Source organism: Burkholderia gladioli (assembly GCF_000959725.1).
GTDB classification, from domain to species: domain Bacteria; phylum Pseudomonadota; class Gammaproteobacteria; order Burkholderiales; family Burkholderiaceae; genus Burkholderia; species Burkholderia gladioli.
Genome location: NZ_CP009322.1, coordinates 3873284 through 3897973 on the forward strand (window position 1 = coordinate 3873284; position 24690 = coordinate 3897973).

Here is a 24690-nt window from a genome sequence, read left to right on the forward strand (position 1 = left end):
GCGCGAAGCCGATCCCGCCGAACGGCGGAACGCCCGGGGCATCCGGCGTTCCGCCGTTTTTTCAGGTGCGAGGCGAGAGCGCCGGCCCCTCCAGATGAAGATCTTCCGGTTCGAGCGCGTACAGCGCCGGATCGGGCGAGGCGCTGGGCGTGAAGCCCAGCCGCAGGTAGAAATCGATGGTGCCTTGCGAGGGCGTGGCCGACACATAGAGCCGCGCCGCGCCCATCGCGAGCGCCTGCGCGGCGGCCTCGCGATAGAGCTGCTCGCCCAGCCCGCAGCCGCGCCAGTCGTGGCTCACATGCAGGAACTTCAGTTGCCGCAGCTCGCCGTTCGCGCCAATCGGCCGGCTGTCGACGATCACCGCCGCGACCAGCCGCGCGCCGTCGAAGCTGCCCAGGCACCAGCCGCCGCGATCGTGGCAGTCGAGCAGGAGCGGCGTGTAGTGCTCGGCCTCGCCTTCAGGCCAGCCTTCGACATCGTGGAATTCCGGCACGCGCTGCAGCGCGCCGTCGCGCAGCACGTACATGTGGTGGATGATTTCGCGCCGGTCGATGGTCCAGACCAAGGGCAGCTCGTCGCGCGTCAGCACGCGCCCGGCCAGCGCGTCGCGCTCGGCGCGGCTTCGGCGGTTCACGCCGCCGCCCGATGCGCGGCGATCGCGTACATCAGCGGCAGCCGTGGCATGCCGGCGGGCGGCACCATGCGATGCCCGTCCAGTTCCTCCATGTCGTCGAAGCCCTTCCAGCCGTTCGCGTAGGGATACTCGTCGAGGCTGTCGATCGCGAGCCCGGCCGCGACCAGCGCATTCACCACCTCGCCGATTCCCCACATGAACTCGTAGCTCGGATGCGGGTTCGCGAAATCGACCACGCCCGGCTGGTCGTGCCGCGCGCCGAGCCCCGTGCCGGAAGCCGCCACGTAATCGCCGACGCCGGCCGCCTCCAGGTTCGCCTCGCGCTTGAAATAGTCGTAGCCGGGTTTCCAGTGCGGATCGAAGTACAGCGCGAAGGGATGGAATTCGACCATCGCGAAGCGCCCGCCCGGTGCCAGCAGGCCGGCGATGCCCTGGGCCCAGGCGCGCAGGTCCGAGAGCCAGCAGATCGCGCCGTAGGAGATGAACACGCGCTCGAAGCGCTCGCCGCGCGCGGCGGCCTCGGGCATCCAGTCGAGCACGTCGGCGCGCTCGAAGCGCGCGGGCAGGTTCGCGTCGGCCGACAGGCGCCGCGCGAAGTCGATCGCCTCGTCCGAGATATCGACGCCGGTCACCTGCGCGCCCAGGCGTGCCAGGCTCAGCGTGTCCTGCCCGGCATTGCATTGCAGGTGCAGCAGCCGCAAGCCGGCGATTTCACCCAGCAAGTCGAGTTCTTCCGGAAACAGCGTCGAGCCGCCATCGCGGAAAAAGGCCGCCTGGTCGCCTTTATGGCTGTTATGCGCGACGGTTGCCGTATTCCAGGACAGCCGATTCCGCTCGTGCAGTTCTTTTTTCATGGGAATGATTCTGTGCTTGAAGGGATCGGTCACGCCGCATCCTTGTTATGGTTTTCTCAGGTGCCGCCATCCTCGCATTATTTGATCGAGATCATGTGGAGAACAGAATCGAATAATTTATTCGTCTGATGGGTAAGGTTTTCCGCCTGGCTGCCGACAAAAAAGAGATGAGCCCGCGGCCGTCGCCGGGCCGCGTCGATCGGCGCGGCGCCCGGCGCGCGGCGCGGGCCGCCAGGACCAACCGACCCAGAAAGAAGCCGCGGCGCCACGAGCGCCGTGCGCCGGAGCCCGCGAATGCGCAATAACCAGCCGGTCACGCAGCACGAATACGAATTTCCCGAAGACTCGACCCTGATGTCGACCACGCGCGCCGACGGCACGATCACCTACGCGAACGCGACCTTCGTGCAGGTCAGCGGTTTCACGCCCGAGGAGCTGGTGGGTTCGCCGCACAACATCGTGCGTCACCCCGACATGCCGCGCGAGGCCTTCGCCGACATGTGGGCCACCATCCAGGGCGGCGAGCCGTGGATGGCGCTGGTCAAGAACCGCCGCAAGAACGGCGATCACTACTGGGTGCGCGCCAATGCCGTGCCGCTGATGCGCAACGGCGAGCCGCAGGGCTACATGTCGGTGCGCACCAAGGCCACGCCCGAGGACATCGCGGCGGCCGAGGCGCTGTACCGCGACTTCCGCGAGGGCCGCGCGCGCGGCCGGCGCTTCCACAAGGGCGTGGTGATCCGCGGCGGGATCGGGCGGCTCGGCTCGCTGCTGAAGACCATGTCGGTGCGCACCCGCATGTACCTGCCGATGGCGGCGCTGGTGCCGGTGGTGACGGGCGGTGCCTGGGCCTCGGGCGTGACGGGCTGGCCGCTGGCCGGCGTGGCGGCCAGCACCGCGGTGGCGGCGGGCCTGATCGTGGCCTGGCTCGATGCGCAGATCGCGCGGCCGCTGCGCGCGGTGCGCCGGCGCGCGCTACGGGTGGCCACCGGTGAGAGCCGCGACGGCCCGGCCGTCACGCGCGTCGACGAGATCGGCATGACCTTGCGCACCATCGACCAGCTCGGGCTGATGTTCCGCTGGCTGGTGGACGACGTCAGCGAGCAGGTGCTGAACGTGCAGCGCGCCAGCAGCGAGATCGCGCAGGGCAATAACGACCTGAGCGCGCGCACCGAGCAGGCCGCCACGGCGGTCCAGCAGACCGCGTCCTCGATGGCGCAGATGACGGCCACCGTCTCCAGCAATGCCGCCACCGCCTCGCAGGCGAACCAATTGGCGGTGTCGGCCAGCGACGCGGCCTCGCGCGGCGGCCACGCGGTCGGCGAGATCGTCGGCACCATGAACGAGATCACCGACAGCTCGCGTCGCATCTCCGACATCATCGGCGTGATCGACGGCATTGCCTTCCAGACCAATATCCTGGCGCTCAACGCCGCCGTCGAGGCGGCGCGCGCGGGCGAGCAGGGCCGCGGCTTCGCGGTGGTGGCGGGCGAGGTGCGTGCGCTCGCGCAGCGCAGCGCGAACGCGGCCAAGGAGATCAAGACCCTGATCGAGAACAGCGTCGAGCGTGTCGCCTCGGGCTCGCGCCGCGTCGACGACGCCGGCCGCACCATGGACGACCTGGTGGTGCAGGTCAAGCGCGTGGCTGACCTGATCGCCGAGATCAGCTCCTCGACCGCCGAGCAGAGCGTGGGCGTCGAGCAGGTCGACCGCGCCGTGGTCGACCTCGACAACATCACCCAGCAGAACGCGGCCCTGGTGGAGCAGAGCGCGGCCGCCTCGGAAAGCCTGCGCCAGCAGGCCACCTCGCTGGTCGACGCGGTCGGCGTGTTCCGCTGAGCGCCTGGGAGCCTCGCGCCCGGCATGCGCGGCCGGGCGCCTCCCTTTCTCGATCGACCGCGCGCATCGAAACGAATCAGGGCGGATCGCGATGGCGACCTATCGGGACATACAGACTTACGTGAAGGAGCGCTACGGCATCGTCGCGCAAAGCGGCTGGATCGCGCATGTGAAGGAGCTCAACGGCCTGCCGATCAAGAGCCTGCGCAAGACCACGCGGCTCAAGCAGTGCCCGCAGCAGTGGCGCGGCGCGATCGAGGAGGCGATGCGCCATTTCGGCTGGCTCGGCTGAGCCGATTCGAGGCGGCGCGCGCCCATGAAAAAACGCCTTCGCGGCGGCTGCCGCGAAGGCGTTTCGTCGTCCGGAGCACGACGGGCCCGTGCTCGGGCCCGGCCGTGCCTCACACCGCGAGACACAGATACTTGATCACCACGTAGTCGTCGATGCCGTAGTGCGAGCCCTCGCGGCCGAGGCCCGATTGCTTGACGCCGCCGAACGGCGCCACCTCGTTCGAGATCAGGCCGGTGTTGATGCCGACCATGCCGTATTCGAGCGCCTCGGCGACGCGCCAGACGCGGCCGATGTCGCGGCTGTAGAAGTAGGCGGCCAGGCCGAACTCGGTGTCGTTCGCGAAGCCGATCACTTCCTCGTCGGAGGCGAAGCGGAACAGCGGCGCGAGCGGGCCGAAGGTTTCCTCCTTCGCGACCTTCATGTCGGGCGTCACGCCCGTCAGCACGGTCGGCTCGAAGAAGCCGTGCCCGAGCGCGTGGCGCTTGCCGCCCGTGGCGATGCTGGCGCCCTTGGCGAGCGCGTCCTCGATATGCGCCTCGACCTTCAGCACGGCCGCCTCGTTGATCAGCGGGCCCTGCATCACGCCGGCCTCGGTGCCGCGTCCCACCTTGAGCTTCTCGACCGCGGCCGCGAGCTTGGCGGCGAACGCGTCATAGACCTTGTCGTGCACGTAGAACCGATTGGTGCACACGCAGGTCTGGCCGCTGTTGCGGTACTTCGAGGCGATCGCGCCCTCTACGGCCGCATCGAGATCGGCATCGTCGAACACGATGAAGGGCGCGTTGCCGCCCAGTTCGAGCGAGACCTTCTTGACGGTCGGCGCGCACTGCGCCATCAGCAGGCGGCCCACCGGCGTCGAGCCGGTGAACGAGAGCTTGCGCACCGTGGCGTTGCCGGTCAGCTCGCCGCCGATCGCCTTCGGGTCGCCGGTGACCACGCTGAACACGCCGGCCGGCACGCCCGCGCGCTCGGCCAGCACGGCCAGCGCGAGCGCCGAGAACGGCGTGGCCTCGGCCGGCTTGACCACGATCGGGCAGCCCGCCGCCAGCGCCGGGCCGACCTTGCGGGTGATCATCGCGGCCGGGAAATTCCACGGCGTGATCGCGGCGCAGACGCCCACCGGCTCCTTGGTGACGACGATGCGCTTGTCGCCGGCCGGGGTCGGGATGGTGTCGCCATAGACGCGCTTGCCTTCCTCGGCGAACCACTCGATGAAGGAGGCGGCGTAGAGGATCTCGCCGCGGGCCTCGGCCAGCGGCTTGCCCTGCTCGGTGGTGAGGATCAGCGCGAGATCGTCGGCGTGCGCGAGCATCAGCTCGTACCACTTGCGCAGGATGGCGGCGCGCTCCTTGGCGGTGCGGCGGCGCCAGGCCGGCCAGGCGGCGTTGGCCGCCTCGATGGCGCGGCGCGTCTCGGCCGCGCCGGCCAGCGGCACGCTGCCGAGCAGTTCGCCGTTGGCGGGGTTGCGGACTTCGAAGCTGGCGCCATTGGCGGCGCCTTGCCATTCGCCGGCCAGGTAGATCTGCTGGCGGAACAGCGAGGGATCCTTCAGTGCTGCGGTGAATTCGGTGCTCATGCCTTGCCTCTGGATGCGGATGCCGTTGCGATGCGGTGAACGTGACAAGCCGCGTTCACGGCGGAACGCGGCTTGGCGGGCGATGCCGGTGGACCTCAGGCGGCGACGCCGACGGTTTCCTTCAGCACTTCCTCCAGGATGCCGAGCGCCTCGTCGAACACGGCGTCCTGGATCGTCAGCGGGAACAGGAAGCGCACCACGTTCGAGTACACGCCGCACACCAGCAGCAACAGCCCGCGCTCGAGCGCGCGCGCCTGCACGCGCTTGGTGAAATCGGCATCGGGCTCCTGCGTGCCGGCCTTGAAGAACTCGACCGCCACCATCGCGCCCGGGCCGCGCACGTCGACGATCTGCGGCACCTCCGATTGCAGCGCCGAGAGCTTCGCCTTCAGCTTGTCGCCGAGCGCGGTGGCGCGCGCTTCCAGCTTTTCCTCGTCGATGATGTCGAGCACCGCGTGGGCCGCGGCCACCGCCAGCGGGTTGCCCGCGTAGGTGCCGCCCAGGCCGCCGGGCGCGGCCGCGTCCATCACGTCGGCGCGGCCGACCACGCCCGACAGCGGCATGCCGCCGGCCAGGCTCTTGGCCATGGTGGTGAGGTCCGGCAGCACGTCGTAGTGCTGCATCGCGAACAGCTTGCCGGTGCGCGCGAAGCCGGTCTGCACTTCGTCGGCGATCAGCACGATGCCGTGTTCGTCGCAGATCTTGCGCAGGCCGCGCACGAAATCGGCCGGCGCCGCGTAGAAGCCGCCTTCGCCCTGCACCGGTTCGAAGATGATCGCGGCGACGCGCTTCGGATCGATGTCGGCCTTGAACAGCATGTCGATCGCCTTCAGCGAGTCGGCCACGCTGATGCCGTGCAGCGCGTTCGGATAGGGGGCGTGGAACACGTCGCCCGGGAACGGGCCGAAGTTCAGCTTGTAGGGCGCGACCTTGCCGGTCAGCGCCATGCCCATCATGGTGCGGCCATGGAAGCCGCCGGCGAAGGCGATCACGCCCGGCCGGCCGGTGAAGGCGCGCGCCATCTTGACGGCGTTCTCGACGGCCTCGGCGCCGGTGGTGAAGAAGGCCGCCTTCTTGGCCTGGCTGCCCGGCGCGCGGGCGATGATCTTCTCGGCCAGCTCGACGTAGGACGCGTAGGGGACGATCTGGTAGGCGGTATGCGTGAAGCACTCGAGCTGCTCGGCGATCGCCTTGACCAGCTTCGGATGACGGTGGCCGGTGTTCATCACGGCGATGCCGGCGGCGAAGTCGATGAAGCGGCGGCCCTCGACGTCCCACAGTTCGGCGTTCTCGGCGCGCGCGGCGTAGAAATCGCACATCACGCCAACGCCACGCGGCGTGGCGGCGTTCTTGCGGGCTTGCAGGTCGGCATTCTTCACGGGGATCTCCTTCCAGTCGGTCGATTCGGTTCGGTCAAGCGATGAGGGCCGCGGGAGCGCGGCCGATGGAGACGACTATAATCAGATTTGGCTCTGAAAATCAGAGCCATTCCTGTAAATATCTAGGAGCCAATTTTGAGGGCGAGCGTTTTGTCGGATTGGCTGGCGCAGCGGCTGGTGCGCGGCGGCGGCGCGCAGCCGATCTATCGGCAACTGCATCGGCTGCTGCAGCAGGCGATCCTGTCGCGCGAGTTGCCGGCCGGCACGCGCGTGCCCTCGTCGCGGCTGCTCGCCACCGAGCTGGGGATCGCGCGCAATACGGTCACCCAGGTCTACGAGCAACTGGTGCTGGAGGGTTACGTGAGCTCGGCGACCGGGCGCGGCACCTTCGTGGCCGATACCTCGCCCGACGAGATCGTCGGCGCGGCCGAGCGCGATGGGGTCGAGGGGGGCCGCCGGGGCGCGGCGGCCGACGCAGGCTGGCCGGGCGAGGCGGCGAGGACGGCGCCGGCCGCCGCGCCCGAGCCGGACTTCGGCCCGTCGCCCAATCCGGCCGCCGAAGCCGGCATCTCGCCCGCCGCGGCGTTGCGGCGCCCGCTGGCGCGCACGCTGTCCGCGCGCGGCGCGCGGCTGGTGGCCGGCGCCGGCGTCTCCAAACGGCAGGGCGGCGCCTTCATGCCGGGCGTGCCCGACGTGTCGCGCTTCCCGGCCCGGATCTGGACCCGCCTGCACAACAAATACTGGCGCCGCCTGCGGCCCGACCTGCTGACCTACGCGCCGGGCGGCGGGCTCGCCTCGATGCGCGAGGCGCTGGCCGACTATCTGCGCACCTCGCGCTCGGTGCGCTGCTCGCCCGAGCAGATCGTGATCACCACCGGCATCCACCAGTCGATCGACCTGGCCACGCGCCTGCTGACCGATCCCGGCGACGTGATCTGGACCGAGGATCCCTGCTACTGGGGCGTGCGCAGCGTGCTGCACGTCTCGGGGCTGACCACGCGGCCGATCCCCGTCGACGAGGAAGGCATCGCGCCGAGCGCCGAGGATCTCGCCACGCCGCCCCGGCTGATGCTGGTCACCCCTTCGCACCAGTACCCGCTCGGCATGGTGATGAGCCTCGCGCGGCGGCGCATGCTGCTCGAATACGCGCGCCAGCACGGCGCCTGGATCATCGAGGACGACTACGACAGCGAATTCCGCTACGGCAGCCGGCCGCTGGCCTCGCTGCAGGGGCTCGACGGCAGCGGGCAGGTGATCTACGTGGGGAGCTTCGGCAAGACGCTGTTCCCGGGGCTGCGGGTGGGTTACCTGGTGGCGCCAGAGCCGCTGGCCGAAAGCTTTGCGACCGCCAGCGCCGAGCTGTATCGCGAGGGGCAACTGCTGCAGCAGGCGGTGCTGGCGGAATTCATCGCGGAAGGGCATTTCGTGTCGCACATCCGCAAGATGCGCGCGTTGTACGGCCTGCGGCGGCAGACGCTGCTCGACGTGCTGGCGCGCCGCTACGGCGACGCGCTGCCGGCGGTGGGCGGCGACGCGGGCCTGCACCTGGTGATGCGCCTGCCCGACGGCGCCGACGATCGCGCCGTGGCGCAGGCCGCGCTCGAGCGCAATATCGTGGTGCGCGCGCTGTCCGGCTATTACGCCGATCCCTCGCGCGCGGCGCCGGGGCTGCTGCTCGGTTACGCCTGCGTGCCCGAGGACGAGATCGGGCCGGCCTTCGAGACGCTGGCCGAGGCGATCGACGAGGTGGTGTTCGCGAAGCGCGGCGGCTAGCGCTGGCCGGCGCGGCTTTTTTCTTCCCGCATGGAATAGCCGGGCCGGGTCGAACGTTCAGTGGGGGCGCCGGTACCGCGTCGCGCGACGCCGGCCGGCATCCGTCCCGCCCATTCATTCGATACGAGCCTCCCAGCATGAAGCCCTTCCTGTCCGCGCTGAAACCGATCCACGCCGCCTGCCTGATGGCCGGCCTCGCCGGGCTCGTCAGCCTGCCGGCGCTGGCCGACGTGAAGATCGGCGTGACCGTCTCGGCCACCGGCCCGGCCGCCTCGCTCGGCATTGCGCAGAAGAATACGATCGCGCTGCTGCCCAGGGAGATCGCCGGGCAGAAGATCGACTACATCGTGCTCGACGACGCTTCCGATCCCTCGCACGCGGTGCAGAACGCACGCAAGCTCAGCAGCGAGGACCATGTCGACGCGCTGGTCGGCTCGACCATCGTGCCGAACTCGCTGGCGATGCTCGATATCGCCGCGCAGTCCGGCACGCCGATGATCGCGCTGGCCGCGGCCGCCTCGATCGTGGCGCCGATGGACGCCAAGCGCGGCTGGGTCTTCAAGACGCCGCAGAACGACGCGCTGATGGCCGGCGCGATCGCGCAGAACATGGTCGAGCATCATGTGAAGACGGTCGGCTTCATCGGCTTCGCGGATGCCTATGGCGAAAGCTGGCTCAACGAATTCGGCAAGGCGGCCGCGAAGGCCGGCATCCAGCTGGTCGCCAGCGAGCGCTACGCGCGCAACGACACCTCGGTCACCGGCCAGGTGCTGAAGATCGTCTCGCGCAATCCCGATGCGGTGCTGATCGCCGGCGCCGGCTCGCCGGCCGCGCTGCCGCAGAAGACGCTCAAGGAGCGCGGCTACAAGGGCCTCTACTACCAGACCCACGGCGTGGCGAACGGCGATTTCCTGCGCCTGTGCGGCAAGGATTGCGAAGGCACCTTCCTGCCGGCCGGCCCCTTGCTGGTGGCCGAGCAACTGCCCGATTCGAACCCCGTGAAGGCGAGCGCGCTGGTTTATCGGCGCGCCTATGACGGCGCCTATGGCGCGGGCAGCACCTCGACCTTCGGCGGCAATGCCTGGGATGCGGGCCTGTTGCTGCAGCAGGCGATTCCCGTCGCGCTGAAGCAGGGCCAGCCGGGTACCGCGGCGTTTCGCTCGGCGCTGCGCACCGCGCTCGAGAACACCAGGGATCTGCGGACCTCGCAGGGTGTCGTCAACATGACGCCGACCGATCACTCGGGCCTCGACGAGCGCGCGCGCGTGATGGTCGAGATCGTGGGCGGCGGCTGGCGACTGGTGCCGAACTGATCGCCGATGTGATCGGTCTGTATCGCCGGTGGCGGGCGCGCTTCCTCATTTTGTTTCGCCATCGCGCCTGCCGATGGAATAGCCCGGTAGCCTGGCGCGTTACCCAAGTGTCACCGCTTGGGTGTCGCGACTGGCTTACGGACTCCTCATGGATTTGCTTACCTTGTGGCTGGGCATGATCGCCGTGCTGCTGCTGTTCGGACTGCTCATGTGGCTCAGGCCCGAATGGTTCCTGTCGACCATCTGGGTGCATCCGCCGCATCATCTCTGCGACGAGGCGATTTCGCATTTGTATGGGGAAGGAAAGCGAGTGGAGGCGGCCGCGGAGAATGCGGCTCATCTATCGTCGACCGACAATACAGAAATCGAAGTGGCCGCGGCGCGAGAAGCTGTCGCGGCGAATGCCCTGGATAGGGAGCAGGTGTGTCCTTTGAACCAGGGCGCGATATCGCTGCGGAAGTCGCAGGTCGAGTAGCGTGCCTGGGTCACGGCTGAAGCAGGTTCATGGATCTCGCGCCGTGACGAACCAAAATCAGTGGGCGACGGTGAAGGTCATGCGAAGGCCCAGCGAGCGCAGGATCTTCTGCACGGTCTCATATCGAGGGTGAGCGCCAGGCGTCAGCGCCTTGTGCAAGGTGACCCGTCCAAGGCCGGCTTCCGACGCCACCTTGGTCATCCCGCGCGCGCGTGCGACAGCGGCCACGGCAGCAAGGAACACTGCGGGATCGGGATCCTCTGCCGCAACCGCGAGAAATTCCGCCACGGTTTCGTCATTGTCGAGATAGTCGGCCGCATCGAATTCGGCGTAATCGGGCATCGCTTACTCCTTCAGTTCGCGCGCCATCTGGAGCGCGCGCTTGATGTCTTTTTTCTGTGTAGATTTATCGCCACCGCAGAGAAGGACATAGACGATCTCGGCGCGACGGACATAGTAGATGCGATAACCCGGCCCGAAGTCGACCTTCATTTCGCGGACGCCTTCGCCTATCACGCGGTACTCGCCAAAATTGCCTAGCTGGGCACTGATCAGGCGTGCGGCGATTCGGGCTTTGCCGCGCTGATCACGCAGGCTGGAAAGCCAGTTTGTGAATTCACTGGAGCGCAGCAAAGTTACCGTGCCGAAGTGTACCCAATTGGGTACACTTCGGCACGTGACTAATCCTGTCGAGATTAGGACGAGCCGTTTTGCCGTTTGCTTGGGTAACAGCAGCAGACCGATTGGCTGTGTCTGACGCCGCCCTCAAGCCGCCACCGCCTCGCGCGTCCCCGCCGCTTCCCGCTCACCTCCCATCCGCGTCTCGACCAAGCCGATCAGCGCCACCAGCATCTGATTGACCGGCGTCGCCACCCCCAGCGCCGCGCCACGCCGCACGATCGCGCCGTTCAGATGCGCGATCTCGGTGGCGCGGCCGCGCGCGAAATCCTGTGCCATCGAGGAATACTGGCCGCCCGGGATAGTCCGACGAATGCGCGCGTACTGGCTGCCGGCATCGAGATCCATCCGCACGCCCTCGGCGCGGGCGACGGCCAGGCATTCGGCGAGCACGTCGCGCATCGCCTGCTCGGCCGCCGGCAGGGCGCTGACCGCGCCGAACGGCAGTTGCACCAGCGCCGAGATGGCGTTGTACGAGCAGTTCAACACCAGCTTGTCCCACAAGGCCGCGGCTATGTTTGCGGAGACCAGGGTCGGCACGCCGGCTTGCTCGAAGCACCGCGCCACCGCCTCGCTGCCGGCCGCGGTCCCGATGATCAGGTCGCCACGCCCGTGATGCCGGAGATGCCCGGCATCGGCCATCTCGCAGGCCACGTAGACAGCCGCGGCGATCGCGGGGCGGCTCAGCGCGGCCTCGAGGGTCGCCGCGTTGTCGATGCCGTTCTGCAGCGACACCACGATCGCCTCGCGTTTCAGGTGCGGGCGCAATGCCTCGGCCGCCTCGACGGTATCGTCCGATTTCACGCAGACCAGCACCAGGTCGGCCTCGGCGGCCACCGCCGGATCGGTGCTCGCCCGCACCGGGACGCGCTCGTCGAAATGCGCGGATTCGAAGCGCAGGCCCTGCGCGCCGATCGCCTCGACATGCCGCGCTCGCCCGATCAGCACCACGTCCTGGCCGGCCCGCGCCAGCATCCCGCCATAGAAGCACCCCACGGCGCCCGCGCCCATCACCACTACCTTCATCCTTGCTCTCCAGGTTCGCGTTCGCGTCCTCGCGGACCGAAACTGCTGGAATGGTAGCGGCGCAGCACTGTACAGTTCAGCCAAAAGCTGTGCGATTCGGTGCCGTACGTGGCTCGAAACGCCAATTTTTTCAGTTGAATCGAGGAATGGAGCCAAATGAAGCTCGACAAGACCGATGTGACGATCCTCAACGCGCTGCAGCGCAACGCGCACGTGAAGGCGGTCGAACTGGCCGAGGAACTGTCGATCTCGCCCTCGCCGCTGTACCGGCGCATCCGCCTGCTGGAGGAGGCGGGCGTGATCAAGGACTACGTCGCGGTGCTCGACCAGGACAAGGTGGGTTATCCCGTCAACGCCTACGTGTCGGTGGCGGTGGAGAAGTCGGCCGATACGCTGGCGGCTTTCGAACGCGTGATCCGCGGCTGCGACGAGGTGATGGAGTGCTACCTGATGACGGGCGCCTACGACTACATGATCCGCGTGGTCGCGAACGACATCCCGGGCATCGAGCGCTTCGTGATGTCGAGGCTGGCCACCATCGAGGGCGTGCGCGACGTCAGCACGGCGATCACGCTGCGCCGCGTGCAGTACAAGACGGGCTTGCCGGTGAAGGTGGTGGAGCGCTGAGCACGCTGAGCGCGCCGGGCCGCTGGATGGGCCGGCCTGCGCGCTACATCCGGATCAGCACGGCGCCCGCCACCACCATCGCGCAGGCCAGCAGGCGCCGCGGGGTGGGCTGCTCGCGCATGGCGAACCAGCCGATGCCGATCGCGAAGATCGAGCTGGTCTCGCGCAGCGCCGAGACGGTGGCCACCGGCAGGTAGCGGTAGGCCAGCGTGACGATCGCATAGGCGCCCAGCGCGCAGGTGCCGGCGGCCACGCCACGCCAGAGCGTGGCGCTCGGCGCCAGCAGCGCGCGCGGGCCGCCGCGCAGCGCGCAGACCAGCACGAACTGCGGCACGTTCCACAGCAGGTAGACCCAGCAGATATAAGACAGCGAATTGCCGGCCAGGCGCACGCCGATGCCGTCCACCACCGAATACGCGGCGATGAACACGCCGGTCAGCACCGCATAGGGCACGCTCTCGCCGGACAGGCGCAGGCCGCGCCGCAGCGCCAGCGAGATGATGCCGCCGGAAACCAGGGCGATGCCGGCCAGCGCGAAGGCCGAGGGCCGTTCGCCGAGCGCGGCAAAGGCGAACAGCGCGACCAGCAGCGGGGAGCTGCCGCGCGCGATCGGGTAGATCTGGCTGAATTCGCCGCTGCGATAGGCGCGCAGCAGGGCCACGCAATAGCCGATCTCGAGCAGGGCCGAGGCCGCGATGTAGGGCCACGCGGCCGCGGCCGGCGCCGGCAGCCACAGCGCGCCGGCCACCCCGGCGACGAGGTAGGGCACGGCCATCGTCCCGAGCTGGATCACGCGATCCTCGCTGACGTGCAGGAAGGCATTCCAGATCGCGTGCAGCAGCGCGGAGAACAGCACGAGGGCGACGAGCAGATGATCCATGACGGCGGGGAGCGCGAGAGGAGCCGGAAACGATGAGCCGGAGACGAGGAGCCGGTTTGCCGGCCCGCAGGCCTGGTTGGGATTGCGGCAATCGGAGGCAAAATGCGGCAAGCCGTGGATTATCGCAGCATGCTCCCGGTTTCGCCAAGTGTCCGTTTCGTGACGCCCGGCGCGGGTCGCGCCCGCGTTCGCCGCGGATTGTCGATAATGGCGCTTTCCCAACCACGACCACCACACCCTCGCCATGAACTCGAACCCGCAATCGAATCAGCCGCCGCGCCTGACCAGCCTGTCGCACGGCGGCGGCTGCGGCTGCAAGATCGCACCGGGCGTGCTGGCCGACCTGCTCAAGCGCAATGCGCCGCCCGCGCTGTTCCCCGACCTGTTGGTCGGCACCGAGACCGCCGACGATGCCGCCGTCTACCGGCTCAACGACGAGCAGGCGATCGTCGCCACCACCGACTTCTTCATGCCGATCGTCGACGATCCCTACGACTTCGGCCGGATCGCCGCCACCAATGCGCTGTCCGACGTCTACGCGATGGGCGGCAAGCCGATCCTGGCGCTGGCCCTGGTCGGCATGCCGATCAACGTGTTGCCGCACGAGACCATCGCGGCGGTGCTCAAGGGCGGCGAGGCGGTCTGCGCCGAGGCGGGCATTCCCGTCGCGGGTGGCCATTCGATCGACTCGGTCGAGCCGATCTACGGGCTGGCCGCGCTGGGCCTGGTGCATCCGTCGCGCGTCAAGCGCAACGCGGGCGCGCGCGCCGGCGACGTGCTGGTGCTCGGCAAGCCGCTCGGTGTCGGCGTGCTGTCGGCCGCGCTGAAGAAGAACCAGCTCGACGCCGCCGGCTACGCGGCGATGATCGCGGCCACCACCAAGCTGAACCGGCCCGGCGCGGAGTTGGCCGCGCTGCCGGGCGTGCACGCGATGACCGACGTGACCGGTTTCGGCCTGCTCGGCCATGGGCTCGAGGTGGCGCGCGGCGCGGGGCTGACGGCGCGCGTGCGTTATGCCGCGCTGCCCTGGCTGGCCGGCGCCGAGGCGTTCGCCGAGGCCGGCGTGGTGACCGGCGCGTCGGGGCGCAACTGGGCCGCCTATGGCGCCGAGGTGCGGCTCGGCGACGGTCTGCCCTCGATCGCGCAGGCCTTGCTGACCGATCCGCAAACCTCGGGCGGCCTGCTGGTGGCCTGCGCGCCCGACAGCGTCGACGAGGTGCTGGCCTGCTTCCACGCCGACGGTTTCGCGCAGGCGGCCGTGATCGGCGAACTGGTCGACGGCGCGCCGCGTATCGAGGTGAACTGAGGAGGTGAACTGAGGCGCTGAACTGAGCCGCCGGCACAGGTCGACGCCCATCGACGGGAGCCATCGCGGCTCCCGTTTTCATTGCGCCGGGCGCCCGGAAATTTGGCCGGCCGCGCGCGACCGATAGAATCGCAATCCTGTCGTACGAATTCGCGGCCGCTTCCGCCGGTTCCGCTCGCTCCGGCGTTCGCCGCTTCGGGCTTGCCGGCGGCGCGTGCCGCGTGTTCGCTACGCTTGCGGCCTGGCTGACGGCGACCTCGATCGCCGCGGGCCGCGTCGTGTCCCCGCGTCACGACGAAACCGACGCGCGCGCCATGCCGGAGGGCCCGGCGCGGTGCGCGCGCCTCGCATGTCGATAGCCGTTCTCACCACTCCATTCATAAGGAACGACGATGCTGACTCGCTCGATGATTTCCGCGGCCGTGTTCTCGCTGGCCGCCTGCGCCACGGTGCCTTCCGTCGCGCAGAACTCCGCCACCGCGCAGGACGCGCAGGACGGCGCCGCCCACGCGGGCGGCACGCGCGCCCCCAAGGTGATGATCATCACCATGTTCGGGCCGGAAGGGCAGGCCTGGACCGACCGGATCGGCCCCTGGACGCCGGTCAAGGTGGAAGGCCTCTCGCCCGATTATCCAAACGTGCAGTGCAACCGCCAGGACGTCTGCGTGGTGACCACCGGCATGGGTTACGCGAACGCGGCGGCCACCATCATGGCGCTGAGCTTCTCGCCGAAGTTCGACCTGCGCCGCACCTACTTCCTGGTCTCGGGCATCGCCGGCGTCGATCCGGCCCAGGGCACGGTCGGCACGGCGGCCTGGTCGCATTACCTGGTCGACTTCAGCCTGCAGTGGGAGCTCGACGCGCGCGAGATCCCGGCCGGCTGGAACACCGGTTACCTCGGCATCAATACCAAGAGCCCGAGCGACAAGCCGCCGCTCGACTACAAGACCGAGGTGTTCGAGCTGAATCCGAAGCTGACCGAGGCGGCCTATGCGCTGTCGCGCAACGTCACGCTGGCCGACAACGCGCAGGCCCAGGCCGCGCGCGCGAAGTTCGACGCGGCGCCGGCCAACCGGCCGCCGGCGGTGGTCCGCTGCGATACCTCGTCGGGCAATACCTGGTTCTCGGGCACGAAGCTCGGCGAGCGCGCGCGCCAGTGGACCAAGATCCTGACCGATGGCAAGGGTACGTACTGCATGACGGCCCAGGAAGACAACGCCACCTACGAGGCGCTAACGCGCGCGGCGGCCACCAGGCGGGTCGACCTCTCGCGCGTGGCGGTGCTGCGCACCGGCTCCGACTTCGATCGTCCGTACCCGGGCCAGACCAGCGTCGACAACCTGCTCAACTACGCGGACCAGGGCGGCTTCACGATCGCGACCGAGAACCTGTATCGCGCCGGCAATCCGCTGGTGCAGGACATCGTCACGCACTGGAACGAATGGCGCGACGGCGTGCCGGCACGCTGATCGAGGTGCTTCATCCGCGCTTGGCGCCTCGTTGAAAAGAATCGGGCCCAGCCTTCGCGCCTTCCCGAGGAGCGACGGCCGGGCCCGACGGGCACGAGGCGGTGAAACATCGACGGGCGGCCCGCGAAGGCCGCCCGTTTTTCATTGGCGTGTCACTTGCTCTCGTTGCCGCGCGGCTGCGCGCGGAACGGAATCCAGACCGGCGTGGTCTGGTCCCAGTGGTCGAGTTGCGACGGTTTCGGTTCGTTCGGGTTCATGATCGTGACCTCCTTCCGGTGACAGGGTTTGCCGGGGATGCGCGGCGCCTGGGCCGCGCGCGGCTGGTTTAGCGGTTGGCCGAGGCGAGTTCGCTCGACGGGGCACCCGATTCCGAATGGGCGGCGCGTTGTTGGGCGAGTTCGATGCCTTGCGGATACGAGGTGCTCTTGCGCAGCAGGGCCAGGGTGCCGTCGCGCTGGGCCTGGGCGAGTTCGGCGCGCACCTGGGCGCGGGTGAGCGGGGCTTGCGTGGTGTTCGCGTGCATGGCGGGCAGGTCGCCGTAGCTGCCGGCGCGGCCGATGCCGCCATCGGCAAAGGCGGAAGCGGCGGTGGCGGACAGCACGAGGGCGGCGGCGGTGAGGGCGAGGCGGTTCATGTTCAACTCCTTGGGGATTCGGGAGCGCTTCCGGTCCGGTTGCGCGATGGAGTGAAATTTAGGTGCGCGCGCAGCATCGATAAATAAGGCGGTCGCGAATTGAATTGTCGTCGTGCTGGAACAATCGATTTCCGTACTGCGAATAGGGTCAGGCAAAAGCCTTGTCCAGACTGGATTCTGGCGATTCCTGGCGAGCCGGCGCCGGCGGCCGTTTTCGAATTGATGCATTTGGAGCAATAGTGTGATGCTCCGAAGTTGACGATTCCATTGGGCGTGCTGCGTTGCAAAAATACATCGCATCCGAGAGGATCGTGCCCTCGAATGCGCGCCCGGCGCGGCCGCCGCAGGCGGTTTCCGGACGCGCGCCGTGTGTCCCGGCTGGTATCCGGTGCGCATGACGACCACTCGATACCGAACCGTCTCGCCCATTACGGGACAGCCCAGTCAGCCGATCGAAGGCATTGCCGGTTGTGCCGATTTCATCATCGTCGCCGGCAATTAGTCACAAGCCGCGAGGTTTTTGCGGGCGGATACTCGCTGCACCGATTCGACTTCCCCTTCGAGGAGACTGGAACATGACCCAATCCGCCAAGCACTGGAGCGGCGTATTCCCCGCCGTCAGCACGCAGTTCAAGCCCGATTTCTCGCTCGACCTCGAGGCCACGCATCGCGTGATGAGCAATCTCGTGAAGGACGGCGTGTCGGGGCTGGTGGTGTGCGGCACGGTGGGCGAGAACACCTCGATGACGGTGGCCGAGAAGATCTCGGTGATCGAGGCCGCGCGCGACGCCTCGGGCGGCCGCGTGCCGGTGATCGCCGGCGTGGCGGAATTCACCACCGAATTCGCCAGGCAGACCGTGCGCGCCGCGGCCAAGGCCGGCGTGGACGGCGTGATGGTGATGCCGGCGCTGGTCTACTCGGCCAAGACCCACGAGACGGCCGCGCATTTCCGCGCCGTCGCCACCAGCACCGACCTGCCGGTGATGGTCTACAACAATCCGCCGATCTACAAGAACGACGTCACGCCCGACGTGCTGATCGCGCTGCAGGATTGCGAGAACATCGTCTACTTCAAGGATTCCTCGGGCGATACGCGCCGCTTCATCGACATCCGCAACGCGGTCGGCGATCGCTTCGTGCTGTTCGCGGGCCTCGACGACGTGGTGGTCGAGAGCATCGCGGTGGGCGCCCAGGGCTGGGTGTCGGGCATGTCGAACGCGTTCCCGAAGGAAGGCGAGACGCTGTTCCGCCTGGCCATGCAGAAGCGCTTCGACGAGGCGCTCGCGCTGTATCGCTGGTTCATGCCGCTGCTGCACCTCGACGCGCGTCCCGACCTGGTCCAGTGCATCAAGCTGTGCGAGGAACTGCTGGGCCGCGGCAGCGCGATCACGCGTCCGCCGCGTCTCGCGCTCGAAGGCGAGGCGCTCGCGCACGTGAAGAAGATCGTCGCCGAGGCGCTCGCGAATCGCCCCGCGTTGCCCGACGTCGGCCTTTGAGCAGGACCTGAGCAGGACGGGGCGGCCCGCGCCGCGCGCGTGGCCCGCCTCGCCCGATCCGCCGCAGCCGGAACCGCTTCGACCGGCCGGGCCGCCACCCTGGCCCGGCTCTCTCCCTCCCGCGCCGCTTCGGCGCCCCGAGCACCGTGCGCATCGCCTGCGCGCGGCGCGGGCGCTCGTCCCTGCGTTTCGGTTGCGTGACCCGCCGTCCGGCGGGCGACGCGCCGGCGCGCACGACCGGACGGCCTACATGGCAGGAGACAGGCAGATGGCACAAGGCAAATTCCAGCGGCAACTCTCGCTGACCGACCTGACCTTCATCGGGCTCGGCGCGATCTTCGGCTCGGGCTGGCTGTTCGCGGCCAGCCACGTGGCCAGCATCGCCGGGCCGGCCGGCATCTTCTCGTGGGTACTCGGCGGCTTCGCGGTGCTGCTGCTCGGCATCGTCTACTGCGAGCTCGGCGCCGCGCTGCCGCGCGCGGGCGGCGTGGTGCGCTACCCGGTGTTCTCTCACGGCCCGCTGCTCGGCTACCTGATGGGCTTCATCACGCTGATCGCGTTCTCCAGCCTGATCGCGATCGAGGTGGTGGCGGCGCGCCAGTACGCGGCCGCCTGGTTCCCGGCGCTCACCGCGCCCGGCTCGAACGCGCCGACCCCCCTCGGCTGGCTGCTGCAGTTCGCGCTGCTGTGCCTGTTCTTCCGGCTCAATTACTCGAGCGTGAAGACCTTCGCGACGGCCAACAACATCATCAGCCTGTTCAAGTTCGTGGTGCCGCTGGCGGTGATCGTGGTGCTGTTCGTGTTCTTCAAGCCGCGCAACCTGCAGGCGGCCGGCTTCGCGCCGTTCGGGCTGTCCGGCGTCGAGATGGCGGTGTCGGCGGGCGGGGTGATCTTCGCCTATCTCGGGCTGACGCCGATCATCTCGGTGGCCAGCGAGGTGCGCGATCCGCAGCGCACGATTCCCATCGCGCTGATCCTCTCGGTGCTGCTCTCCACCCTGATCTACGTGCTGCTGCAACTGGCCTTCCTGGGCGGGATCCCGACCGACATGCTGGCTGGCGGCTGGGGCGGCATCGATCGCGCGTTCTCCTTGCCCTACCGCGATATCGCCACGGTGCTCGGGGTCGGCTGGCTGGCCTACATGGTGGTGGCCGACGCGATGATCTCGCCGAGCGGTTGCGGCAACATCTACATGAACGCGGCGCCGCGCGTGGTCTATGGCTGGGCCAAGACCGGCACCTTCTTCAGCGTCTTCACGCGCATCGACGAGGCCAGCGGGATCCCGCGCGCGGGGCTGTGGTTCACGCTCGCGCTCTCGGTGTTCTGGACCCTGCCGTTCCCTTCCTGGGACGTGCTGATCAACGTGGTGTCGGCGGCGCTGGTGCTCAGCTACGCGGTGGCGCCCGTCTCGGTGGCCGCGCTGCGCCGCACCGCGCCCGACTTGCCGCGGCCGTTTCGCGCCGGCGCCTTCGCGGTGCTGGGCCCGCTGTCCTTCATCGTCGCCGCGCTGATCGTCTACTGGTCGGGCTGGAGCACCGTCTCCTGGCTGCTCGGCCTGCAGATCCTGCTGTTCCTGGTCTACCTGGCCTGTCGCCGCTTCGTGCCGACCGAGCACATGAGCCTGGGCGAGCAGGTGCGTTCCTCGGCCTGGCTGATCGCGTTCTACGCGCTGATCATCCTCGCCTCCTACCTGGGCAGCTTCGGCGGCATCGGGGTGCTGGGCCACCCGGCCGATACGCTGGTGGTGGCGGCAATCGCGCTGCTGACCTACTACTGGGGCGCCGCCACCGGCGTGCCGGCCGCCAAGCTGCGGCTCGACAACGACGAGTGAGACGGGGCCCGTGTTCATGCCCGCCGCGTTCCCCCTCTTGCCGCGTCGGCGTTTCCGGCCGTCGCGGCGTTTCTTTTTCGAGCGTGCCGTGGCACTGGCACGCCGACAGTCCGCCGCGGCCGCCGCGGCACGCGAACAAGGCCGGCGCACGGCCTGGAGAGAGTCGATGAGTATTGCTGAGGAAGTGAGGTTGTCGCTCGACGAGGTCGATACGCTCGCGCGCCGGGTGCTGACGCGGCACGGCATGACCGAGCAGAACGCGCGCGCGATCGCCGCGGTGATCGTGCAGGGGCAGCGCGACGAATGCCATTCGCACGGGATCTACCGCCTGATCGTCTGCGTGCGCTCGCTGCGCACCGGGCGCGTCGATCCGCGCGCGGTGCCGAGCCTGCGCCGGCTGGCCGGCAGCGTGATCGAGGTCGACGCGCACGGCGGCTATTCGCTGCCGGCCTTCGAGCTGGGCTTGCCGGCGCTGGTCGAGGCGGCGCGCCAGCAGGGGTTGGCGGCGCTGAAGATCCGCCGCTGCTATCACTTCTCGGCGCTGTGGCCCGAGGTCGAGGCGATCGCCGCGCACGGCCTGGTCGGCATCGCGATGTGCCCGAGCCATGCCTGGGTCGCGCCCGCCGGCGGCACGCGGCCGGTGTTCGGCACCAACCCGATCGCCTTCGCCTGGCCGCGCCCGGACGGGCAACTGCCCTATGTGTTCGACTTCGCGACCAGCGCCATCGCGCGCGGCGAGATCGAGTTGCACGCGCGCCAGGGCAAGCCGATCCCCGAGGACTGGGCGATCGACGAGCAGGGCCGCCCGACCACCGATCCTCACGCGGCGCTGCGCGGCGCGATGCGGACCTTCGGCGGCCACAAGGGCTCGGCGCTCTCGACCATGGTCGAGCTGATGGCGGGCGCGCTGATCGGCGACCTGACCAGCCCCGAATCGCTCGACTACGACGGCGGCGCGGGCGCCTCGCCGTATCACGGCGAACTGCTGCTGGCCTTCGATCCGGCCGTGTTCGCCGGCGACGCGCGGGAAGCCGGTCGTGCGAGCGGCGAGCGCGTGCTCGGCGAGATCGCCGCGCAGGGCGCGCGCCTGCCCTCGCAACGCCGCTTCGCGGCGCGCGAGCGCAGCATCGCGCAGGGCGTGAGGGTGCCGCGTGCCTTGTATGAGGAAATCCTGGGCCTGCTCGACTGAGCGAGCGTGGCGCTGAAAAACGACGGGGCGGCCAGTTGGCCGCCCCGTTTGCCTTGAGGATCGATGCCGCCCGGCGGGCGGCGTTCAGGCGCTCAGGCCACCCATTCGGTGACCATCGGCGTATCGAGTACCGGCGCGCGCTCGGCTTCCTCGAAGGTGCGCTTGCTGCAGATGGTGTCGAGCGGCGGGCGACCCGAGCCGTTCAGCAGCGGGCAGCGGTCGAACACCTCGGCCACCCAGTCGACGAACACGCGCACCTTCGGCGACAGGTGGCGGCTGTGCGGATAGACCACCGAGATCGGCATCGGCAGCGGCTTGTAGCCGGTCAGCACTTCCTTGAGCTCGCCCGAGCGCAGTTGCGGCAGCACCATGAACAGCGGGGGCTGGATCAGGCCGAAGCCCTCGATACCGCAGGTCACATAGGCGTCCGCATCGTTGACCGAGACCACGCTCTCCATCTTGACCTCCACCTCCTGGCCGTCGATCAGGAAGGCCCAGTCGATGTTGCGGCCGGTGCGGCTCGAAAAATAATTGACCGCGCGATGGTCGGCCAGGTCGTCGATCGAGCGCGGCTCGCCGTAGCGTTCCAGGTAGGCCCGCGAGGCCACCGTCACGCCCTCGAACAGGCCGACGCGCCGCGCCACCAGCGAGGAATCCTGCAGCGCACCGACCCGGATCACGCAGTCGACGCCTTCCTGCAGCAGGTCGACGGGGCGGTCCGACAGGCCGAGCTGGAGGTCGATGTCGGGGTAGCGATCGCGGAATTCGTTGAGCGCCGGGATCACCACCAGCCGTCCCAGCGAACCCGGCATGTCGACCCGCAGCTTGCCGTGCGGCTTGCGGTTGTTGATCTGGAAGCTGGCCTCGGTTTCCTCGACCTCGGCCAGGATCCGCACGCAGCGCTCGTAGTAGGCGGCGCCGTCGGGCGTGAGCGAGAGCCGGCGCGTGGTCCGGTGCATCAGGCGCACGCCGAGGAACGCTTCGAGGTTCTGAATGATCGTCGTGACGGACGCACGCGGCAGGCTCAGCGTCTCCGCGGCCTTCGTGAAGCTGTTCGTATCGACGACGCGGGTGAAGACCTGCATCGCTTGAAGACGGTCCATCGCTACCTCCGGTATTGTTCGGCCCCGATCGGCCGGTCTGGAGCGGCTTTTGGGCAGCTCCGGGCGCCGATTGTTCGAGGCCCCTGAATTGTGTTGCCGGATTATAGGCATTTATCCTGATGTCTGCCGGACCCAGAATGCGCTCCATCTCGCAATGGACGCGCTTTGGCGCCTGACTCATGGATGCATCCGGTTTTCGCAATCTGCTGAATTCCGCTCCGGCCGCGCCGGAGCTGGCGGGCACCTCGCTCGCGGTTTCCGATGTCGAAATCGAAGGGCATGCCCAGGACATCGTATTGCGCCTTTATCGGCGCCCCGACAAGACCGGATTGCCAGTAGTGCTTTATTTCCACGGCGGCGGTTTCGTCCGCGGTTCGCTCGCGGACGCGGACTTCGCTTCGCGTTTCATCGCCGAGCGGCTGCCGGCGCTGGTGGTCTCGGTCGATTATTCGCTGGCCCCGAAACATCCGTTTCCGGCCGCGCCCGAGGACGCCTATCGCGCGGTGCGCTGGGTCGAGACCCGGGCGCGCGCGTTCGGCGGCAATCCGCGCAAGATCGCGGTGGCCGGCCACGACGCGGGCGGCCAGATCGCCAACTGCCTGGCCTTCATCGCGCGCGATCGCGGCGAGATCTCGATCGCCGCGCAGGCGCTGTTCGGGCCGATGCTCGATCCGAGCATGACGCGCATGGGCGACGAACGCCAGCTCGGCTCCGACATCACGGTCAAGGAATGCGCCGCCTGCTATCGCGCCTACCTGCCCCAGCCGGCGCAGCGCATGCACCCTTATGCGGCACCGCTCGAATCGGCGCGCCTGGCGCGGCTGCCGGCCACCCTGATCGCGACCGCGCAGAACGACGTGCTGCACGTCGAGGCCGAGAAGTACGCCGCCCGCCTGATCGAGGCCGGCGTGCTCACCCAGGTGATTCGTTATCCCGACGTCACGCACGCGGAGCTGGGCAGTTACGCCCCCGCGCTGCAGGAGGCCGTGCGCTTCCTGACCTGCCGTTTCCAGGCGCAGACCTGAGCCGTTTACCTATTCCAACGCAACCGGAGATCTTCATGTCCATCCTACGTACTCCCCGCTCCCGCATCGCGGCAGCCGCGTTGGCGGTCGTCGTCGCCGTCGGCGGCGGCGCGTTCGGCGTGATCCGCGCCAGCGCCAGTGCCCCCCAGAACGCCGCGCCGCCTCTGCAGGAAGTCGACGTCGCGAACGTGCTGTCCAAGACCATCACCGACTGGCAGACCTACTCGGGCCGCCTCGAGGCGATCGAGCGCGTCGACGTGCGCCCGCTGGTGTCGGGCACCATCGTCTCGGTCAACTTCAAGGACGGCGCCCTGGTCAAGAAGGGCGACGTGCTGTTCGTGATCGACCCGCGCCCGTACCAGGCCGAGGTCGATCGCACGGCCGCGCAACTGGCCGCCGCGCAGGCGCGCGACGGCTATGCGCAGACCGACTGGCAGCGCGCGCAGCGCCTGATCGGCGACAACGCGATCGCCAAGCGCGACTACGACGAGAAGCAGAACGCCGCGCGCGAATCGGCGGCCAACGTGAAGGCCGCCGCCGCCGCGCTGGAGGCCGCCAGGATCAACCTGGGCTACACGCGCATCGTTGCGCCGTTTACCGGCCGCGCCTCGCGCGCCGAGATCACGCTGGGCAACGTGGTGTCGGCCGGCGCCTCGGCCGCGCCGTTGACCACGCTGGTCTCGGTGTCGCCGATCTACGCCTCGTTCGACGCCGACGAGCAGACCTACCTGCGCTACATCGGCAACCAGCGCGACGGCCGCAAGGTGCCGGTCGACCTGGGCCTGGCCAACGAAAGCGGTTATTCGCGCAACGGCGTGATCGACTCGGTCGACAACCGGCTCGATACCTCGTCGGGCACGATCCGCGTGCGGGCGCGCTTCGACAACGCCGACGGCACCCTGGTGCCGGGCCTCTATGCGCGCGTCAAGGTGGACGGCAGCGCCCCGCATCCGGCCCTGCTGGTGGACGACGCGGCGATCAATACCGACCAGGACAAGAAGTTCGTGTTCGTGGTCGACGCCCAGGGGAAGGTGGCCTATCGCGAGGTGCAGATCGGCTCGCTGCACGGCAACCAGCGCGTGATCGCCGGCGGCCTGCAGGCGAGCGACCGGGTGGTGGTCAACGGCACGCAGCGCGTGCGCCCGGGCGAACAGGTGAAGGTCCACATGGTGCCGATGACGGGCGGCGACGACGCGGCGGCTCCGGTCGCGGCGGCCTCGCAGCCCGCCGCCGGCAGCGCGTCGTCCTGATGGCCGTTTGAGAAAACGGCCCACTCGCGCATAACCAGAAA

Annotated in this window: 23 protein-coding genes; 13 read left to right on the top strand and 10 right to left on the bottom strand. The window is 68.8% G+C overall.

The window, feature by feature from the left end:
- Positions 1-61: 61 nt before the first annotated feature.
- Together BM43_RS16645 and BM43_RS16650 are read right to left on the bottom strand one after the other, a co-directional pair.
- The gene (locus tag BM43_RS16645) at positions 62-634 is read right to left on the bottom strand and encodes a GNAT family N-acetyltransferase (RefSeq protein WP_036054566.1); all 573 of its coding nucleotides are present in this window, start codon (positions 632-634) and stop codon (positions 62-64) included.
- A complete protein-coding gene (locus tag BM43_RS16650; protein ID WP_036054565.1) occupies positions 631-1488 on the bottom strand; it encodes a class I SAM-dependent methyltransferase in 858 nt (285 codons plus the stop codon). The genes BM43_RS16645 and BM43_RS16650 overlap by 4 nt, the downstream gene beginning before the upstream one ends.
- Before the next feature lie 294 nt (positions 1489-1782).
- Between BM43_RS16650 and BM43_RS16655 the strand changes: the two genes are divergently transcribed.
- The gene (locus BM43_RS16655; protein WP_036054564.1) at positions 1783-3327 is read left to right on the top strand and encodes a methyl-accepting chemotaxis protein; all 1545 of its coding nucleotides are present in this window, start codon (positions 1783-1785) and stop codon (positions 3325-3327) included.
- Between the two features lie 91 nt (positions 3328-3418).
- Positions 3419-3619 carry a hypothetical protein gene (locus BM43_RS16660; protein ID WP_025101906.1) on the top strand — a complete coding sequence of 67 codons (201 nt, stop codon included), beginning with the start codon at positions 3419-3421 and terminating at the stop codon, positions 3617-3619.
- Positions 3620-3728: 109 nt separating this feature from the next.
- Here BM43_RS16660 and gabD read toward each other — a convergent pair whose 3' ends face one another.
- Together gabD and gabT are read right to left on the bottom strand one after the other, a co-directional pair.
- Positions 3729-5195 (bottom strand): NADP-dependent succinate-semialdehyde dehydrogenase, encoded by a 1467-nt coding sequence (gene gabD / locus BM43_RS16665; protein ID WP_036054562.1) that lies wholly within the window; start codon positions 5193-5195, stop codon positions 3729-3731.
- A gap of 95 nt (positions 5196-5290) precedes the next feature.
- Entirely contained in the window at positions 5291-6574 is a 1284-nt protein-coding gene (gene gabT / locus BM43_RS16670) for a 4-aminobutyrate--2-oxoglutarate transaminase (RefSeq protein ID WP_013689299.1), read from the bottom strand.
- A 135-nt stretch (positions 6575-6709) separates the two neighbouring features.
- Between gabT and pdxR the strand changes: the two genes are divergently transcribed.
- The 3 genes from pdxR (at position 6710) to BM43_RS16685 (ending at position 10135) form a co-directional block, all read left to right on the top strand.
- Positions 6710-8347, top strand: coding sequence for a MocR-like pyridoxine biosynthesis transcription factor PdxR (gene pdxR / locus BM43_RS16675; protein WP_036054559.1), 1638 nt, complete (start codon positions 6710-6712; stop codon positions 8345-8347).
- A gap of 185 nt (positions 8348-8532) precedes the next feature.
- Positions 8533-9660, top strand: coding sequence for an ABC transporter substrate-binding protein (locus tag BM43_RS16680; protein ID WP_167547494.1), 1128 nt, complete (start codon positions 8533-8535; stop codon positions 9658-9660).
- A 148-nt stretch (positions 9661-9808) separates the two neighbouring features.
- Positions 9809-10135 (top strand): hypothetical protein, encoded by a 327-nt coding sequence (locus BM43_RS16685; RefSeq protein WP_036054555.1) that lies wholly within the window; start codon positions 9809-9811, stop codon positions 10133-10135.
- A gap of 57 nt (positions 10136-10192) precedes the next feature.
- Here BM43_RS16685 and BM43_RS16690 read toward each other — a convergent pair whose 3' ends face one another.
- The 3 genes from BM43_RS16690 to BM43_RS16700 all read right to left on the bottom strand — a co-directional run bounded on the left by BM43_RS16690 (position 10193) and on the right by BM43_RS16700 (position 11839).
- The gene (locus BM43_RS16690; protein WP_036030606.1) at positions 10193-10477 is read right to left on the bottom strand and encodes an addiction module antidote protein; all 285 of its coding nucleotides are present in this window, start codon (positions 10475-10477) and stop codon (positions 10193-10195) included.
- Between the two features lie 3 nt (positions 10478-10480).
- A complete protein-coding gene (locus BM43_RS16695; RefSeq protein ID WP_036054553.1) occupies positions 10481-10768 on the bottom strand; it encodes a type II toxin-antitoxin system RelE/ParE family toxin in 288 nt (95 codons plus the stop codon).
- Positions 10769-10900: 132 nt separating this feature from the next.
- Positions 10901-11839: a ketopantoate reductase family protein gene (locus BM43_RS16700; protein ID WP_036054551.1), complete on the bottom strand. Its 939-nt coding sequence runs from the start codon at positions 11837-11839 to the stop codon at positions 10901-10903.
- Between the two features lie 156 nt (positions 11840-11995).
- Between BM43_RS16700 and BM43_RS16705 the strand changes: the two genes are divergently transcribed.
- Entirely contained in the window at positions 11996-12466 is a 471-nt protein-coding gene (locus BM43_RS16705) for an Lrp/AsnC family transcriptional regulator (protein ID WP_013689305.1), read from the top strand.
- A gap of 43 nt (positions 12467-12509) precedes the next feature.
- Here BM43_RS16705 and BM43_RS16710 read toward each other — a convergent pair whose 3' ends face one another.
- Positions 12510-13346: a DMT family transporter gene (locus BM43_RS16710; RefSeq protein ID WP_036054549.1), complete on the bottom strand. Its 837-nt coding sequence runs from the start codon at positions 13344-13346 to the stop codon at positions 12510-12512.
- A gap of 244 nt (positions 13347-13590) precedes the next feature.
- On the opposite strand from BM43_RS16710, the gene selD reads away from it, so the two are divergent.
- Entirely contained in the window at positions 13591-14652 is a 1062-nt protein-coding gene (gene selD, locus BM43_RS16715; RefSeq protein ID WP_013689307.1) for a selenide, water dikinase SelD, read from the top strand.
- Positions 14653-15044: 392 nt separating this feature from the next.
- Positions 15045-16121 carry a purine-nucleoside phosphorylase gene (locus BM43_RS16720; protein ID WP_036054547.1) on the top strand — a complete coding sequence of 359 codons (1077 nt, stop codon included), beginning with the start codon at positions 15045-15047 and terminating at the stop codon, positions 16119-16121.
- A 325-nt stretch (positions 16122-16446) separates the two neighbouring features.
- Here the strand turns inward: BM43_RS16720 and BM43_RS16725 are convergent, their stop codons facing one another.
- Positions 16447-16755 (bottom strand): DUF4148 domain-containing protein, encoded by a 309-nt coding sequence (locus BM43_RS16725; RefSeq protein ID WP_036054544.1) that lies wholly within the window; start codon positions 16753-16755, stop codon positions 16447-16449.
- Positions 16756-17330: 575 nt separating this feature from the next.
- Here BM43_RS16725 and BM43_RS16730 point away from each other — a divergent pair.
- The 3 genes from BM43_RS16730 to BM43_RS16740 all read left to right on the top strand — a co-directional run bounded on the left by BM43_RS16730 (position 17331) and on the right by BM43_RS16740 (position 21271).
- Positions 17331-18251, top strand: a complete 921-nt coding sequence (locus BM43_RS16730) for a dihydrodipicolinate synthase family protein (RefSeq protein WP_013689310.1) — start codon at positions 17331-17333, stop codon at positions 18249-18251.
- Positions 18252-18519: 268 nt separating this feature from the next.
- Positions 18520-20082, top strand: a complete 1563-nt coding sequence (locus BM43_RS16735; RefSeq protein WP_036054541.1) for an APC family permease — start codon at positions 18520-18522, stop codon at positions 20080-20082.
- 166 nt (positions 20083-20248) lie between these two features.
- A complete protein-coding gene (locus BM43_RS16740; RefSeq protein ID WP_036054539.1) occupies positions 20249-21271 on the top strand; it encodes an Ldh family oxidoreductase in 1023 nt (340 codons plus the stop codon).
- A gap of 92 nt (positions 21272-21363) precedes the next feature.
- On the opposite strand, the gene BM43_RS16745 is transcribed toward BM43_RS16740, so the two are convergent.
- Positions 21364-22374 carry a LysR family transcriptional regulator gene (locus BM43_RS16745; protein WP_013689313.1) on the bottom strand — a complete coding sequence of 337 codons (1011 nt, stop codon included), beginning with the start codon at positions 22372-22374 and terminating at the stop codon, positions 21364-21366.
- A gap of 179 nt (positions 22375-22553) precedes the next feature.
- On the opposite strand from BM43_RS16745, the gene BM43_RS16750 reads away from it, so the two are divergent.
- Both BM43_RS16750 and BM43_RS16755 read left to right on the top strand, forming a co-directional pair.
- Positions 22554-23399, top strand: coding sequence for an alpha/beta hydrolase (locus BM43_RS16750; RefSeq protein ID WP_036030631.1), 846 nt, complete (start codon positions 22554-22556; stop codon positions 23397-23399).
- A 35-nt stretch (positions 23400-23434) separates the two neighbouring features.
- Positions 23435-24649: an efflux RND transporter periplasmic adaptor subunit gene (locus BM43_RS16755; protein WP_036054536.1), complete on the top strand. Its 1215-nt coding sequence runs from the start codon at positions 23435-23437 to the stop codon at positions 24647-24649.
- Positions 24650-24690 lie beyond the last annotated feature (41 nt).